Below are 14,116 nucleotides of genomic sequence, written 5' to 3' on the forward strand. Positions count from 1 at the left end.
ACTTTTTGTCGGAGGTCATCGCTGTAGGGGGCTGGCATCGCTCATTTGAGGGTCTCAACTTCTATAGTATGTCCTAACCTAACTGGCAACGGCTATATCGCCTACGATCGCAACTTGGATCACCAACACTTTTGGAATAACAGCATTAGCTCTGCGTAGCATTGGTCTGAGAGACGCTGAAGATTTCGAGATTTTTGAGGCAGCAAAAGCTCAAGGAGTTATCTTCATGACCAAAGACAGCGATTTTGTTGATTTGGTCGATCGCCTTGGAGCACCACCCCAAATTATTTGGTTGCCGTGTAGAAATACCTCAAATGCTCGGCTGCAAGAAATCTCGATCGCTACATTGCCAGAAACACTAAGACTTCTGCAAGCAGGCGAACCATTAGTCGAAATTAGCGGTGACTAAAACTCAAAAAAATTGCCCGTATTGCATTGAGAGTTTTGTACACCCTCCTACACAATCCAGGCAATCTAAAGCTGATTTTAATTACTTCAGCTTTTGTTTGATGAAGGCTAGAATCTGCCCCTGTTGCTTTTTCAACGCATCGATTTCAGCCTGCATCTTCGCGATTTTGGCATTGAGTGCCTGAATATCTGCACCTGCTCCCCCTTCAGTCGTCGCTGGAGCTGCAGGAACCACCGCAGCAGGGCGACGTTTTGCCTTCGTCATCGCCATTTTAATCGCCGTGATCAAAATCTTCTGATCAAAAGGCTTCTGGACAAACTCGAAATATTCAAACGGCTCTTGCAGTTTCTCCGCAACTTCTTCTTTGCGCCCAGACATCAGCACCAGCGGAATGCTCTGCAGCTCTGGCTGAAGCTGAATCTGCTGAAAGACTTCCCAACCACTCATTCGCGGCAGCAAAAAGTCTAGCATAATCAGATTAGGAAGCTCTTGCCGGATCAGATTGATGCCCTGAACACCATCCTTGGCTTCTAGAACCTCAAAATTTCCCTTCGGCAACATATCACGCACCATCGTGCGGATAACGGCACTGTCATCAATGACCACGATTTTGTGACTTGCCACAACTGAACTCCTGTAGAGTGACGGCGAAACGAATGAAATACCACGAGCGTTTGAGGGAACCCAGATAGGCTGAGTGTCAAAACAAAGTGTACCCTCTATGGCTAATAAATCGCGGTGATCTGATTATTGTAAGCGAACAGATCAGCAGGACGACTATCCCAGCACTCCCACTTTGAATATGTCATCTGAACCGATAACCCCAAGTTCTAACTCTGTGTCATCACGATCGTCCGCTATTACCGCGATGCCCGACTGGTTGCGTCGCCCGCTTGGGAAAGCCAGCGAGATTTCGACGGTGCAGCGCATCATCAAACAGCGTCAGATCCACACGATTTGCGAAGAGGGACGGTGCCCCAACCGGGGAGAATGCTATGCCCAGGGCACAGCGACATTTCTGCTGATGGGTCCGGTTTGCACTCGTGCGTGCGGCTTTTGCCAAGTGGATAAAGGGCACGCCCCCATGCCGTTAGATGCCGACGAACCTCAAAAAGTCGCTGAATCGGTGCAACTGCTGGGGTTACGCTATGTCGTGCTCACCTCAGTTGCGCGTGATGACTTACCTGATCAGGGTTCTGGCTGGTTTGCGACGACGATCGCAGAGATTCGTCGCGTTACCCCGTTGACTCAGATTGAGGTGCTGACCCCTGATTTTTGGGGCGGACGCGAAGACAATGTAACTCCTGAAGCGTTGCAGGCTCGGCGAGTGGCGATCGTGGTGGCAGCAAATCCGGCTTGTTATAACCACAACGTTGAAACGGTGCGCCGATTACAGGCTCCGGTGCGACGCGGAGCAAAGTACGATCGCTCTCTCAATGTGCTGCAAATCGTCAAGCAGTTGAATCCGACCATTCCTACAAAATCGGGCTTGATGCTGGGGCACGGCGAAACGGAGGCAGAAGTGATCGAAACGTTGGCAGATTTGAGAGCGGTGAACTGCGATCGCCTGACGATCGGGCAATACATGCGCCCATCGCTCGATCACCTGCCTGTTCGGAAATATTGGCACCCTGACGAGTTTGATCACCTGGGAGCGATCGCCCGTGAAATGGGATTTTCTCACGTTCGATCAGCTCCTCTCGTCCGCAGTTCTTATCACGCTGGGGCAGACGAATAAGCCTCGTTCACAAACTGCTTAATCGAAATTTACCTTCAGAAGTGTCCTTGTTTTGGTATCCCTTTAAGAAGGTCACTAAATCTGGAGAACGCTTATGGCAACTCAAGTAGCAAAAAATCCGACGGGCGCAACCATCAAAACGAGTAAGCCTCCCTACCCATACCGCACGGGCTGGGCATTGTTACTTCTAGGCATTAACTTTGTGGTGGCAGCTTACTACTTCGGAATTCTCAAGTAGTCGCTGACCGCAAATCCGCTCCCATTCACACGTTGGAGATTCCCCCTAGTTTTTTCTCAATCCCTGAGACGAGATTAGGGGGAATCTTCTACTCAGGTGAAATTGAGGCTTTTAGACTTTTGCAAAACTCTTCGATCGACTTCAACCCCTCCGCCGGAGTTCCTTCTGCTAGCCGCTTTACGAACGCACTGCCCACAATCACGGCATCTGATCCCCATTCCATGACTTGACGAGCGTGTTCGGGCTGAGAAATGCCAAACCCGACTCCGATCGGTTTGTCAGTGACGTTTCGCAGATCTACTATTAAATCTTTGACTCGCGCTTGAATCTGAGTCCGCACCCCTGTTACGCCCGTAGTGCTGACTAAATAGATAAACCCTTGAGACTGATGCGCGATCGCCGCAATGCGCTCTGGCGGACTCGTAGGCGCGACCAGCAGAATTACCTCAATGCCGCGTGCTGCCGCAGGCTTTAGCAGGCTGTCAGACTCTTCTAAGGGCAAATCAGGAACGACGAGACCCTTGATTCCGGCGGCGGCGATGTCTTGCAAAAATTGCTCGATGCCTCGATTGATCATCGGATTGTAGTAAGTGAAGAGAATCAGGGGCGATCGCAGAGTCGGCGCAACCTGTTTAACCATCTTCAGCACGTCGTCTAATCGGGTTCCTCGTTCGAGTGCTCGCGTCGCGGCGGCTTGAATCACCGGACCGTCTGCCAACGGGTCGGAGTAAGGAACGCCCAACTCAATTAAATCGGCACCAGAGCGATCAAGAACGCGCAGCGCTTCAGCCGTCGTCTCTAAATCGGGATCACCTGCGGTAATAAATGGAATCAGGGCGCAGCGAGCATGATCCCGCAGATGCTCAAAGCACTGAGAAACTGAAGTCATTTCTATCCTTCACGAACTAGAGGAATGCAAATCATTAGTTTAAGCCGATCGGGGGAAGGTTTACCGCGATCGTCCTGTATTCTCTAGCCCTTCGCCTGCTGATTTTCTCGCTCGATTTCGGCTTGCATCGACGCTAATTCTTCGGGGGTCAACTCTTCTAGACGCTTTTGCAAAACGGCTTCTTCATAATCTCTGAGCTGCTGGTCATAGGTCATGTCTTTCGACAGCACCCGCGTCAAATAGCTAAACACCCAGACCACGAGCGCACTCACCAAAAGCACCTGGCTCCAGATTCCAGCATTCATGCTGTCTAGACCCACCCACTGCAATATCAGATATGCCAGTCCGCCAGCCACAAACATGCCTAGACTGATTCCGATCGCATCAATTCGCCGCATTTACCAACCCATTCATTAATAACTCAGAGAGAAGGGGAAACCACCCTTCACTCTCCCTGATTTAGGCTTCAATTTCTCGCCGCTTCGGTCTAAAGTTCAAAAATGGGGCAAGCAAAAGCATTCCGGGGAAGAAGAAAAACACCATAAAGTACATGAAGCTACGCTCAAAAGAGCTAACCACATACCAGCGCTTTTGCAAGTAGAAATAGAGCACAAGCGGAACCACAACCAGGTAGGCTCCGCCCAGAACTAAATACAGGAGTGCAACGTCCATGCTTTTACAGAAACTAGATTTCTCTCATCCTACCGTCATTTCAGCCGGGACCAAGCTTTTTTACCAGAAGGCTTTCTGGGGTTTGTCTACGAAAAGTCTCTATAGGAGTTGCACATTGCGCCAATTAGTGGTGGAATGGTTCAATGTGTAAAAGCGCTGTAAGTTTTTGCATCGCTGTCATCAGACAGTTGACTGGGGGCATGGCGGAATGGTAGACGCAACGGACTTAGTTTAATTGAGCACCTGAGCAGAAATGCCCAGCGTGAATGGAGTCAAATTCGGTGAACGCTTTAACACTGCCAACGCCGAGCCAACCCGAACTAGAACGCTATTCGGAAGGTGTAGAGACTAGACGGCTCCTGCCTGACTGACGGACTTGGGACGTTAAAAGGTAAAGGCATAGTCCAGACTGCAAACATACGGTTGCCGTGTGGTAGTGAAAGCTATAGTGGTAAGAAAATCCGTTGACTGCAAGGTCGTGAGGGTTCAAGTCCCTCTGCCCCCATCTTTAAGTTAGGAAGTTTGTTCCTGAGCGCTCTGAACAATCTAAGGTTTGGGGCGCTTCTTGTAGAGACTCATCGTCTTTGATACATTAGACCTATAATCTAATTCCTTTGCTGAAAGGATTTTTTAAATCTCGCTCTGGGCAGCTTACACAACCCTTGCTTAGGATCATGGATTAAATAATCTGTAAGACTTGTGAGCGTCTTCTGCCCTCCTCACGAAGTGGGGCAAGCCCTCGCCAACTCTTCTCCTTGGGGAGAAGAGAGTCTTGTTCCCTCTCCTTGGGGAGAGGGCTAGGGTGAGGGTGAGAAGTGGCACCTTAGCAAATCCGCGTTCCTTGGTCGTGATATGACTGTCCGCAAGATAAACATGAAAATTTGATGAGTTTTGATAAAATTCCCACTTGGATCAGTATCATCACTCAAGAGACACATTTTTTTTAAGAGCTACCCTGCTTTATCAATCTGGTGCTGATACAAATGGACGGAACGCCCGATCGGAATCTCAGCGATCTTCAGTTAGAATCCGTTAACGTGCAGCCTGCCTCCGATCGTCTTCCCAGTCAGCCTTTGGGTACTCTGATGAGTGGAACGATCGGAGATGCGCAAATGAATGGGCACCCACCAGAACCGCTCAAGCGAATGTCTCGTTCAGGACGCAACCTTCAACAGGCCCAAGAGACCATTTATCAGTTTCTCTTAGAGATTGTTAAAAAATGGCCTCCTGAAGAAGTTTTATTAGAGTTTAAGCGTCTCTTTTTCTATCACGTCGAGACGACTAGCTCTAGTGCGATTCCGGCGATTTACGAGATCGTATTCAGCAATAACGAAGAAGAGTTTAGAAATACGCTGAAGCGATCGTGCTACATTCTCGTCAACAATTGGGACGCAAGTCGAAATTTTAAGCCGATTCAAGAATTAGTCGAAACCTTTGAAGACAGCAGCCTCGATCTCCACACCGTTTCTCCAACTCTCAAGCGTTTAAGGGCGTGGATTGACCACTTTAGAAAAAGCAAAGATTATCAAGAACTAAAGCTCTTTACGTCTCGATATGACGAGTCTAGTCAAGGTTCGTGGTCAAATCGCTACACCTCTTATCTGCTCGTTCCTCAATATATTGACTTGGCAAACCCGATCGAGCAGCGAGAAGCCGCAAGAACATTGTCAATGCAGCTTAAAGACAAATTTAAGTTTAATTTAGCGATGTATATCGCTAAATCTCAATCTGCAACCTCGCCCGAAAGATTGCCAAAAAATCCGACAGCATTGGGTGACAACGTTTTGCAATTGATTAAGACGATCGTGGCAAAACGCGGTCCGTTTAGCTATGCAAACTTAGCGAATATTTTTATTAATCAGACCTATCAATTGTCTTATAAAGAGTTTAAGCATGAGCTAAAGCGATATCTGATTTTGTCAGTTGATGGAACCGGATCAATTGGGACGTTGCGATCGAGACTGAGCGAAAAATTAGACCCGCTCTACGCAAATTATGACTACGAGTTAGTCAACGACGCGTTGATTCTCAGAACGTGCAATCGCATCATCGAGCATCTCACCACCGAAAACCGCAAAGATCCCTCTCCTTTATTTGTGCTGCTTGTTTCTCAAGGAAGCCCGATCACATTAGTGATTATGTTGCTCAAGCTGATCTTGATTTGCAAAAATTCACGAACTCATCTAGAAGCACAAATCGCTGAACTGATTCACTATTACGAAAGATTTCAAGAAGACGAATGTTGGTGGGTGGTTAACTTTCTAGAAGTTTTTAACGTTACGTTTGCTATCTATGCCGAAAACGTGCAGTACAACTTGATTAAGATGGATAAGGCTCAAGAGCCTCTTCAGATCCCGAAAACGCAGCAGAATCTAGATACCTACCGCGTTTTTTCGCAGCTCAAGCGCGATGTCGTTTTAGAAGCCCCTGATGAGTCTGAGCCAGCAGACATCGACTCGGAAAAACCTGAATAGATGTTTAGAGAATGCCTTCAAATTTTTTAGCGTCGATCGTCCAGCGTGACAAGTCCGGCTCCTGCGACTTCAGCGAGGGTGTTAATAAACCGATAGAGTGCGAGGACACTGAGCAACTCACCCGTCGGAAAGCGCTGCCCCAGAAAGGCGCTTCCTTGAGAGAGCAATGCGATCGCAACGGCTTCAAAGACTCCAATGCCTCCTGGTAGCCCCGGAATCACAAATCCGGTCAGCCACGCCAGCGCAAACGCTCCCATCACCGCCGGAAACTGATCAGGGGAAAGCGGCACGATCGCCCCAAAAGTCAGAATGAATCCGATGCCCCGCAGTCCCAAAAATCCGAGTTCTCCTAACAAAGGCTGGATGGGATAGCGCTTCATCGGCACAGTTATCGCCTGAGATGATCCTGACGCTTTTTGCTTAAGCTTGGCAAGATAGCCGATCAAGGGATTGAGAAATCGGGGATGCACGATCGCCAACACAGCAACCAACGCAACCACCACCAGAATTTGGGCAACCCAACCATAGACTGCTGCAATCTGCTGAACCCCGATTAGCGCGATTAAAAGGGCAGCGACGACCATGAGCAGCGGTTCTAGCAAGACGCTGACGATCGCGATTTCTGTCGGAATTCCTGTTTTTGCTGCGGCTGAGATGCGCCCATAAAAATGCCAAATATTGCCCGGTAAATATTTGGCGAGGTTGGTTTGCAGATAGATTTTCACACTCCAAGCCGCAGTGACAGGTTGATTGAGCAGTTGCAGAATCCAACTCCAGACCCAGCCTGCAAAAATGTGAGCTAAGAGAGTCACACCGAGCGCGATCGTCAGACCCGCATATCCAACCGCATCAACCCGAATTGCAGCGACTTCTTGCCAGTGGTCTTTAAGAGTTTTTGCTAAAAAAAATAGCACTAGACCCAAGATGAGCCAACGCAGAGAAGCTTTGAGACGTGAGCGAACTGCTTGCATATGTGAAGTGATAACAGGTTCAATTTAGTTCAATTCGCCTCTGTCAGCACGATTAGTCTGAACCCAATTGCAATCTCTCCAGAGTTAGAAAAGTATAGCGGTGGGTTTGAAGATGAATGAGCCTTTTGCTAGAGGCGATCGTAGCCCCTGGATCTGTAGTCTTGATAAGCAATTTAGATTGATGAAAATCTAATCACTCATCACTTTCATTGAGACCTGAACCGGGTTTAACAGAGTGACCTATGGAGTTGCAAATCTTCATCAATCTTGGCAGTAAAGATTTTAAACCTACTGGTTTGAAGCAAAAAGGAGTATTTTATGAGCCGCCTAACTTTCTTCTTTAAGAGTCTGCGATTGAAAGAAATTTTGACCGTTTTTCTAGCAGGATTTGTTGTTTTATTGAGTACTGGTTTACAGGTTCCTTTTCAACTGATTGCCGACAGTTCGATCAAGGCAAACTCCTCAGATTTGATTTATTCAGGGTCTAATGTTCCTGATTCTGACCGTCCTGATATTGGGGCTAAACAGCAAAAGTCTTTACCAAGTTTGCCGAATCAAAAGCAGCCTGTGCTGAAGCGGAGCGACCCAGACGCGAAGATTTTAGAGCGGGTTGGTGAAGCCTTTAAAGACGCAACTTCCTTTGTGAAAGACACGGCAGATTCTGCCTCAGCCCGCCCCGAAGCGAAAGCTAACCCTGCTCTGGGTCAGTAGAACGATCGCTTACTACCCTAAATCACTTAATCTAATGGAGCCAATGTTATGAACAAGCTTGTTTCTATCTTTAAATCAATTCGTTTACGTCAAGTGCTCACCGTTTTTCTAGCGGGAGTTCTCTTAGTGATCACGACCGCCTGTGCGGGAAATGCTCAAGCGAAAATGCCTCGGGGCGGCACGACTGGAAGTGCAGGCTCTAATCCGGTTGGACAAAATCAACCTTATGAAGGCGGCATGAACAACTTTAGCGATACGGCTCCGGGGCAAGCCGCTAAAGGAACTGCTGAAAAAACAAAAGCACTAATCGATCGAGCAGAGCGCGATATCAACACGAAAGGAGTCAATAGTGTTGACCAATATGTTGATAACTTCCGCTCTGGTGCTCCTCTAGATGAGAGAGTCAGAAAACTCACTGATGATGTGAAAGAAGGAGCTAAGAACGCAGCAGACGATGTGAAAGGGGTGGGCGATCGGGTCTCTAACTCTGCCGATCGCGTCAGCGATCGCACGGCAAGAGGCGCAAAGAATGCCGCAGAAAACATCAAAGATAATACTGGAGACGCTGCTAAGAGAACGTCGCGTAGTATCAAAGACACTGTGAAGGATGCAGCCCAGGCGACTGAAGATGCGGCGAAGAGCGCTAACCAGAAAGTGCAAAAAGATCTCTAGCTTCGACTCATAGCAAAAATATCCCCGGTTTCTCTCAGAAGTCGGGGATATTTGTCTTCAATTTGAGGGCTGAAGATACCAGGTTTGAAGAGCCACTCGATGGACTTCTCGCCAAGCAACGCTGTGTTGACGAGCAAGCTGTGCACAGTCTTCATACTCTGGCTGCACATTGATGATCGCGCCGTCTTTCTGCCGCGCGACTTTCATCTGAACGGTTCCATACTCGGTTTCGACGGGGTGAAAGGCGCGATCGAGAATCGATCGCCTCTGACTCATGTGACGAACTCCTAATGTGCTGGTCTCTCGAAACAGGACAGCTTCACACATAGACTCCTTTTCAGGGGGACAAATCACCGTCAGCAGCACACCCGGACGCGATTTCTTCATGCCGATCGCTTGAGTAAACACATCCACGGCTCCGACTGCAAACAACGCTTCAAAAACATAGCCGATCGCTTGGGGATTCAAGTCATCGATTTGAGTCTCAAGGACAGAAATCGAGTCAGACGTGGCAACAGTTTGAGTTTTGGATGAATTATGGGTGTGATCAACCCAGTCCGCCGCCGTCAGTTCTCCAATCCACAGCCGCAGAATATTGGGGATTGGCAAATCCCGCGATCCGGCACCCAGCCCAACCTTGTGCAGCGTCATCGCAGGCGGAGCGCCAAACCGAGTCGCCAAAGTGGTGACGATCGCCGCCCCGGTTGGTGTCACTAATTCACGATCGATGCCATTGCTGTAAATCGGGACTTGCCTCATCTCGCAGAGTTTTAGCACCGCAGGCACAGGCACAGGCAGCCGACCATGCGCCGCTCGAATCGTGCCGCCTCCAGTCGGAAGTGCCGAACAGTAGACGCGATCGAGGTCTAGCCAATCCAATCCTAAACAGGTGCCGACAATATCTACGATCGCATCGATCGCCCCAACTTCATGAAAATGCACCTGTTCTGCCGGAACGCCATGCACCGCCCCCTCAGCTTTTGCCAGTTGTCGAAAGACTTCTAGACTCCAGGCTTCAGCCCGTGGAGGCAATTCTGCTGTTTGGATCATTTGCTCAATTTCAGGCAAATGCCGCAGTCTCGAAACAGGTTTCTGCTGACCCTCAGAATGACGATCATGAGAATGGCTATGACCTGCTTCAGAATGGTGATGCCCGTGGGAATGGCTGTGATCTATCTCAGAGTGAGCCGTTCCTGGATCAGACTCATGGGAATGATCATCCAACAGGTCAACCCAGACCTTTGTTGCCTGCTGCCCATTTCGATGCACCAGTTCTGCCCGAAGTCGATACTCACCCGCGATACCCAAGCGATCGAGCTTCGCAGTCAGGTAGTCTAAAGGAACGCCCACACTCACGAGCGCTCCTAGACACATATCTCCCGCAATTCCAGTCGGGCACTCTAGATAAGCAACTTTATGCATCGCCATAGAAGTTAAATCGTTTCCCTACACCCTACACCCGATATCCCGTCTTAACTTATGGCAACCGTCTACAAAATTCATCCCGCAAATCCTCAGCGTCGAGGCATCGACCAAGTGGTGAATGCCCTGCGAAGCGGTGCTGTGATGCTCTACCCGACTGACACGGTTTACGCGATCGGCTGTGACCTCAACTCTAAATCAGCCGTGCAGCGAGTTAGACAACTCAAGCAAATGTCTAATGACAAGCCATTAACGTTCCTATGTCCGTCGCTGTCTAACATTGCTCAATATGCAGAAGTCAGCGATCAGGCTTATCGAATCATGCGAGGTCTCGTTCCTGGTCCTTACACATTTTTGCTGCCAGCGACTAAGCTTGTACCGAAGTTAGTTATGAGTCCCAAACGCAAAACGACTGGAATTCGAGTCCCCGATCATCCTCTCTGTCAAGCTCTTTTAGAGTCATTAGGAAACCCTGTGATTTCGACCTCTGCCCACATTCCTGCTAGTGATGAAACCGAGCCAGCTAAGGGGCAGACTGAAACCCAATCGTTAGTGGAACTGTTTGACGCGATCGAAGGTCTAGTCGATGTAATTGTTGACACTGGAGAAGAGCCATCCTATCAAGGTTCAACTATCTTGGATTTAACCAGTGACGAACCCACCGTGATCCGTCGAGGGCTGGGATGGGAAGCCACCGCAGACCTGGCGATCGCAGAGAAATCCTGAGTTCTCTGCTCATCTAAGGCTCTCATTCCTTTTAGCAGCCAGTTTTCAGATCGTCCACTGAACTACAGTAGTATGTTGTTTAACAAGGCTGGACGATTTTCTATACGGAGGCGCTTCCTGTGCAGACTCTGCATGGATTTGCACTGACTAGACTAGGTTCCATGCCGACTCAGCGGTGCGTTGCTCAAAGCAACCAACTGAGAAACTGACCCCAATATCGCTAAACTTGCCGGAAGACACTGGAAGTCAGTGTGTATCAATCAGTGTGCACTACCAAAGTCTGATTCCCGCTATGAATGCTAAATCTGCTAACTCACTTCAACACGAAGCAACCTTGACTGCTGCGATCGAGCCAGATGCTTCAACCGTTAATAGAGTCAACCCTGACGAAACCTCTCCAACCGAGTTATCTCTCGAAACCCAAAAATTAGCCCATCTTCTTGCCACCGAGCTAGAAGCAGAACTTCAGATTACGAGTCAAACAATTCAAGCGGTGACCGATCGCATCGCTACAGAAGTTGAGCGAATTTGTCTCAAAAGCGATCGCATTCAGACTTCTGGAGAAATTAGCTCTTGGCGACTGACGTTGGCTCGTTATCGCCTCCAAAAATGTGCAACCTATTATCGACTCAATTCTCGGCAAGGTCGCGTTGAGCTGCATAGCACTCTCAGCACAATGGTTTACCGCCCGATCGCGCCTGCCCATTTACAGTTGAGCTTTCAGGCGCGCTGTAGTCTGATTGAAGATTTCCTGCAAGGTTTCTACACCGAGTCGCTTAGAGCCTTTCGACGAGAAAATAGATTAGCCGATAACTATCAGCCTCGCACTCGGCTACAGCTCGCTGAATATATGGCGTTTACCGAGCAGTATGCCAAGCGACGAATTACCCTGCCAAGCCAGCACAATCAGCAATTAGTCATTCTACGCGCTCAGCGATTTGCGAGTCGCCAACCCCACGAGATCGCCGTTGACATCGAAACCGCGATGGAGTCCGCAAAAGGAGATGAAGCAGAAGCCTATGGGCGATCGCCGATTCTGAAAATGATTCGAGAGCAGATGGTCGCCGATAGTGTTGACCCATCAGAAACAGCGTTGCGCGATCGAGTCGTTGATGAACTGATTCAATATCTCGAATCTCAGGGACAAACGGAGTGTGCGAATTATTTGACGCTGAAACTTCAAGATCTGTCCGTTCCTGAAATCGATGATATTTTGAATATGTCTCCGCGTCAGCGCGATTATCTTCAGCAGCGCTTTAAATATCACGTCGAAAAGTTCGCTATCTCCCAAAACTGGAAGCTCGTCCACGAGTGGCTAGGTGCCGACCTCGACCAAAATTTAGGATTACCTCCCCACGAATGGGACGCATTTTTAGCTCAACTGTCTCCCGATCAAAAACGCCTTCTCACCCTCAAACGATCCGCCGCAAGCGATCAGGAAATTACTCAAACCCTCAAGTGGACTGCTAAACAACTGCAAAAGCGCTGGGCAGGTTTGCTAGAAGCTGCTCGTCAGGTGCGAAACCAAGCAAAGTAATCCGTTTTAACGAGCGGTGTAATGGGGAGCATCAGAAGTCCGAAACTCTAGCGTTCAATACGGATTGCACTTCTCAGCCTGTGTTAAATTGAGCATAATCTTGCGGTTGAGTGGTATGGCGATCACGAAAAAAGCACTTGTTCTCGGCGCAACAGCAGCCGCAGTCACGGCAGTAACAGTTACAGGTTTTGGGATTCAGCGATCGAAGGTTCAAGCATTTTTCCGTGAAAATCCCAAAGAAGTGGTTGATGAAGTCTGGAACATTATCGATCGCAGCTTCGTCGATGGCACGTTTCACCAAGTCGATTGGAAAGCGGTTCGCACTCAATATCTCAATCGTGACTACGCCAGCAAGAAAGACGCTTACGATGCCATTCGCGAGATGCTGAAGAAGTTGGGTGATCCCTACACCCGATTTATGGACCCGGAAGAGTATAAAAATATGCAGATTGACACCTCTGGAGAACTAACAGGGGTGGGGATTCAGCTTGCAGCGGACGAAAAGACCAAGAAACTGACGGTCATCTCTCCGATCGAAGGGAGTCCTGCTGCAAAAGCTGGAATTTTGGCAAAAGATATCATTACTAAAATCGACGACACAAGCACCGATGGCATGGATGTCAACAAAGCCGTCACTCTGATTCGGGGAGCGGTAGGTTCTCAAGTTCAACTCACGGTTCTCCGCAATAATCAAGAGTTTAGCTACTCGCTCAAACGCGACAAAATCGAAATCCATCCCGTTCGTTACAGCCTCAAAAAGGCTCCCACGGGCGATATTGGCTACATTCGACTGGTGCAGTTTAGCGCCAACGCCGCCCCCGAAATGCGAGAGGCAATCCAGAATCTAGAAAAGCAGCAAGTGACGGGATATGTCCTAGATCTGAGATCGAACCCCGGCGGCTTACTTTACGCTAGCGTAGACATCGCCCGAATGTGGATTCAAGACGGTGGAATTGTCTCGACGGTCAATCGTCAGGGTGAATCTGATCGTGAAAATGCCGATCGCCGCGCCCTGACCGACAAACCTCTAGTCGTCTTAGTCGATGGCGGGTCTGCAAGTGCCAGCGAAATTCTCTCAGGGGCACTGCAAGATAACAGCCGCGGCACGATTGTGGGCACTAAAACGTTTGGAAAGGGACTCGTGCAATCGGTGCGCGGCTTGCAGGATGGCTCAGGGTTAGCCGTGACGATCGCGAAGTATCTGACTCCAAAAGGTCGCGATATCAACAAACATGGAATCGACCCCGATGTCGTCATTGAGTTGAGCGACCAACAGCGTCAAGCGTTAGGACGCGATCGCGACAAGATTGGAACCCCTGAAGATCCGCAGTTTGCCAAAGCGCTACAGGTGTTAAACCAACAGACCTCTGCTAAGAAATAACCCCAGTTAGACGGGTTTACACTTGCCTGCTCGAATTAAGCCAACCCGACGCGCGATCGCGACTCCTTGTGACTCAAAAGGACCCCACTGTTCGCGCTGAGTCGCTTCCTCCTCAATCGCTACCTCGTCGGCTGGCACAACTTTGCACGAGCCGTCTTCTTGTCTGACTACATACCAAGCGTCTGAATTGCTCATTGCTTTATTGATTGGCGATCTAACCAGTGGTTGACGAATCTCTGAGTACGGCGAGTTTGATACTTGCCTTTGAGTTTTGGG

Annotated in this window: 16 protein-coding genes; 9 read left to right on the forward strand and 7 right to left on the reverse strand. The window is 49.1% G+C overall.

Annotated features, from left to right (window positions below; translation table 11 throughout):
- Positions 1–106 precede the first annotated feature (106 nt).
- Positions 107–409, forward strand: a complete 303-nt coding sequence (locus tag A8707_RS10740; protein ID WP_331711705.1) for a DUF5615 family PIN-like protein — start codon at positions 107–109, stop codon at positions 407–409.
- Positions 410–490: 81 nt separating this feature from the next.
- Here the strand turns inward: A8707_RS10740 and A8707_RS10745 are convergent, their stop codons facing one another.
- Complete coding sequence (locus A8707_RS10745; RefSeq protein ID WP_068816829.1) at positions 491–1,033, reverse strand: response regulator; 543 nt, start codon at positions 1,031–1,033, stop codon at positions 491–493.
- Between the two features lie 178 nt (positions 1,034–1,211).
- Between A8707_RS10745 and lipA the strand changes: the two genes are divergently transcribed.
- Together lipA and psaX are read left to right on the forward strand one after the other, a co-directional pair.
- Positions 1,212–2,147, forward strand: a complete 936-nt coding sequence (lipA, locus tag A8707_RS10750; RefSeq protein WP_068816831.1) for a lipoyl synthase — start codon at positions 1,212–1,214, stop codon at positions 2,145–2,147.
- Positions 2,148–2,241: 94 nt separating this feature from the next.
- On the forward strand, positions 2,242–2,385 hold the full coding sequence (psaX, locus tag A8707_RS26810) for a photosystem I protein PsaX (protein ID WP_074382494.1): 144 nt from the start codon (positions 2,242–2,244) through the stop codon (positions 2,383–2,385).
- A gap of 88 nt (positions 2,386–2,473) precedes the next feature.
- Here psaX and trpA read toward each other — a convergent pair whose 3' ends face one another.
- The 3 genes from trpA to ndhL all read right to left on the reverse strand — a co-directional run bounded on the left by trpA (position 2,474) and on the right by ndhL (position 3,946).
- Positions 2,474–3,274: a tryptophan synthase subunit alpha gene (trpA, locus tag A8707_RS10755; RefSeq protein ID WP_068816832.1), complete on the reverse strand. Its 801-nt coding sequence runs from the start codon at positions 3,272–3,274 to the stop codon at positions 2,474–2,476.
- 83 nt (positions 3,275–3,357) lie between these two features.
- Positions 3,358–3,672 carry a DUF3007 family protein gene (locus tag A8707_RS10760; RefSeq protein WP_068816834.1) on the reverse strand — a complete coding sequence of 105 codons (315 nt, stop codon included), beginning with the start codon at positions 3,670–3,672 and terminating at the stop codon, positions 3,358–3,360.
- A gap of 61 nt (positions 3,673–3,733) precedes the next feature.
- Positions 3,734–3,946: an NAD(P)H-quinone oxidoreductase subunit L gene (gene ndhL, locus A8707_RS10765; protein ID WP_068816836.1), complete on the reverse strand. Its 213-nt coding sequence runs from the start codon at positions 3,944–3,946 to the stop codon at positions 3,734–3,736.
- Positions 3,947–4,917: 971 nt separating this feature from the next.
- Here ndhL and A8707_RS10770 point away from each other — a divergent pair.
- Positions 4,918–6,420, forward strand: coding sequence for a hypothetical protein (locus A8707_RS10770; RefSeq protein ID WP_231948015.1), 1,503 nt, complete (start codon positions 4,918–4,920; stop codon positions 6,418–6,420).
- A gap of 26 nt (positions 6,421–6,446) precedes the next feature.
- On the opposite strand, the gene A8707_RS10775 is transcribed toward A8707_RS10770, so the two are convergent.
- Entirely contained in the window at positions 6,447–7,391 is a 945-nt protein-coding gene (locus tag A8707_RS10775; RefSeq protein WP_068816838.1) for a putative bifunctional lysylphosphatidylglycerol flippase/synthetase, read from the reverse strand.
- Positions 7,392–7,709: 318 nt separating this feature from the next.
- Between A8707_RS10775 and A8707_RS10780 the strand changes: the two genes are divergently transcribed.
- Entirely contained in the window at positions 7,710–8,102 is a 393-nt protein-coding gene (locus tag A8707_RS10780) for a DUF6658 family protein (RefSeq protein WP_068816840.1), read from the forward strand.
- 48 nt (positions 8,103–8,150) lie between these two features.
- Complete coding sequence (locus A8707_RS10785; RefSeq protein WP_068816842.1) at positions 8,151–8,774, forward strand: DUF6658 family protein; 624 nt, start codon at positions 8,151–8,153, stop codon at positions 8,772–8,774.
- 57 nt (positions 8,775–8,831) lie between these two features.
- Here the strand turns inward: A8707_RS10785 and larC are convergent, their stop codons facing one another.
- A complete protein-coding gene (larC, locus tag A8707_RS10790; RefSeq protein WP_331711702.1) occupies positions 8,832–10,202 on the reverse strand; it encodes a nickel pincer cofactor biosynthesis protein LarC in 1,371 nt (456 codons plus the stop codon).
- Between the two features lie 51 nt (positions 10,203–10,253).
- Here larC and A8707_RS10795 point away from each other — a divergent pair, with 51 nt between their 5' ends.
- The 3 genes from A8707_RS10795 (at position 10,254) to ctpC (ending at position 13,840) form a co-directional block, all read left to right on the forward strand.
- Positions 10,254–10,922: an L-threonylcarbamoyladenylate synthase gene (locus A8707_RS10795; protein ID WP_068816844.1), complete on the forward strand. Its 669-nt coding sequence runs from the start codon at positions 10,254–10,256 to the stop codon at positions 10,920–10,922.
- Between the two features lie 292 nt (positions 10,923–11,214).
- On the forward strand, positions 11,215–12,459 hold the full coding sequence (locus A8707_RS10800; protein ID WP_068816846.1) for a hypothetical protein: 1,245 nt from the start codon (positions 11,215–11,217) through the stop codon (positions 12,457–12,459).
- 115 nt (positions 12,460–12,574) lie between these two features.
- A complete protein-coding gene (gene ctpC / locus A8707_RS10805; RefSeq protein ID WP_068816847.1) occupies positions 12,575–13,840 on the forward strand; it encodes a carboxyl-terminal processing protease CtpC in 1,266 nt (421 codons plus the stop codon).
- A 6-nt stretch (positions 13,841–13,846) separates the two neighbouring features.
- On the opposite strand, the gene A8707_RS10810 is transcribed toward ctpC, so the two are convergent.
- Positions 13,847–14,035, reverse strand: coding sequence for a hypothetical protein (locus A8707_RS10810; protein ID WP_068816849.1), 189 nt, complete (start codon positions 14,033–14,035; stop codon positions 13,847–13,849).
- Between the last annotated feature and the right edge of the window lie 81 nt (positions 14,036–14,116).

The organism is Phormidesmis priestleyi BC1401, from assembly GCF_001650195.1.
In the GTDB taxonomy this organism is placed as follows: domain Bacteria; phylum Cyanobacteriota; class Cyanobacteriia; order Leptolyngbyales; family Leptolyngbyaceae; genus Phormidesmis_A; species Phormidesmis_A priestleyi_B.

Excerpts from the sequence above, each read along its gene's own strand:
- A8707_RS10800 (WP_068816846.1), top strand. The coding sequence starts at position 11,215 with ATGAATGCTAAATCTGCTAACTCACTTCAACACGAAGCAACCTTGACT.
- A8707_RS10760 (WP_068816834.1), bottom strand. The coding sequence starts at position 3,672 with ATGCGGCGAATTGATGCGATCGGAATCAGTCTAGGCATGTTTGTGGCT.
- lipA (WP_068816831.1), top strand. The coding sequence starts at position 1,212 with ATGTCATCTGAACCGATAACCCCAAGTTCTAACTCTGTGTCATCACGA.
- ctpC (WP_068816847.1), top strand. The coding sequence starts at position 12,575 with ATGGCGATCACGAAAAAAGCACTTGTTCTCGGCGCAACAGCAGCCGCA.
- A8707_RS10775 (WP_068816838.1), bottom strand. The coding sequence starts at position 7,391 with ATGCAAGCAGTTCGCTCACGTCTCAAAGCTTCTCTGCGTTGGCTCATC.
- ndhL (WP_068816836.1), bottom strand. The coding sequence starts at position 3,946 with ATGGACGTTGCACTCCTGTATTTAGTTCTGGGCGGAGCCTACCTGGTT.
- trpA (WP_068816832.1), bottom strand. The coding sequence starts at position 3,274 with ATGACTTCAGTTTCTCAGTGCTTTGAGCATCTGCGGGATCATGCTCGC.
- A8707_RS10810 (WP_068816849.1), bottom strand. The coding sequence starts at position 14,035 with ATGAGCAATTCAGACGCTTGGTATGTAGTCAGACAAGAAGACGGCTCG.
- psaX (WP_074382494.1), top strand. The coding sequence starts at position 2,242 with ATGGCAACTCAAGTAGCAAAAAATCCGACGGGCGCAACCATCAAAACG.
- A8707_RS10780 (WP_068816840.1), top strand. The coding sequence starts at position 7,710 with ATGAGCCGCCTAACTTTCTTCTTTAAGAGTCTGCGATTGAAAGAAATT.
- A8707_RS10795 (WP_068816844.1), top strand. The coding sequence starts at position 10,254 with ATGGCAACCGTCTACAAAATTCATCCCGCAAATCCTCAGCGTCGAGGC.
- larC (WP_331711702.1), bottom strand. The coding sequence starts at position 10,202 with ATGGCGATGCATAAAGTTGCTTATCTAGAGTGCCCGACTGGAATTGCG.
- A8707_RS10785 (WP_068816842.1), top strand. The coding sequence starts at position 8,151 with ATGAACAAGCTTGTTTCTATCTTTAAATCAATTCGTTTACGTCAAGTG.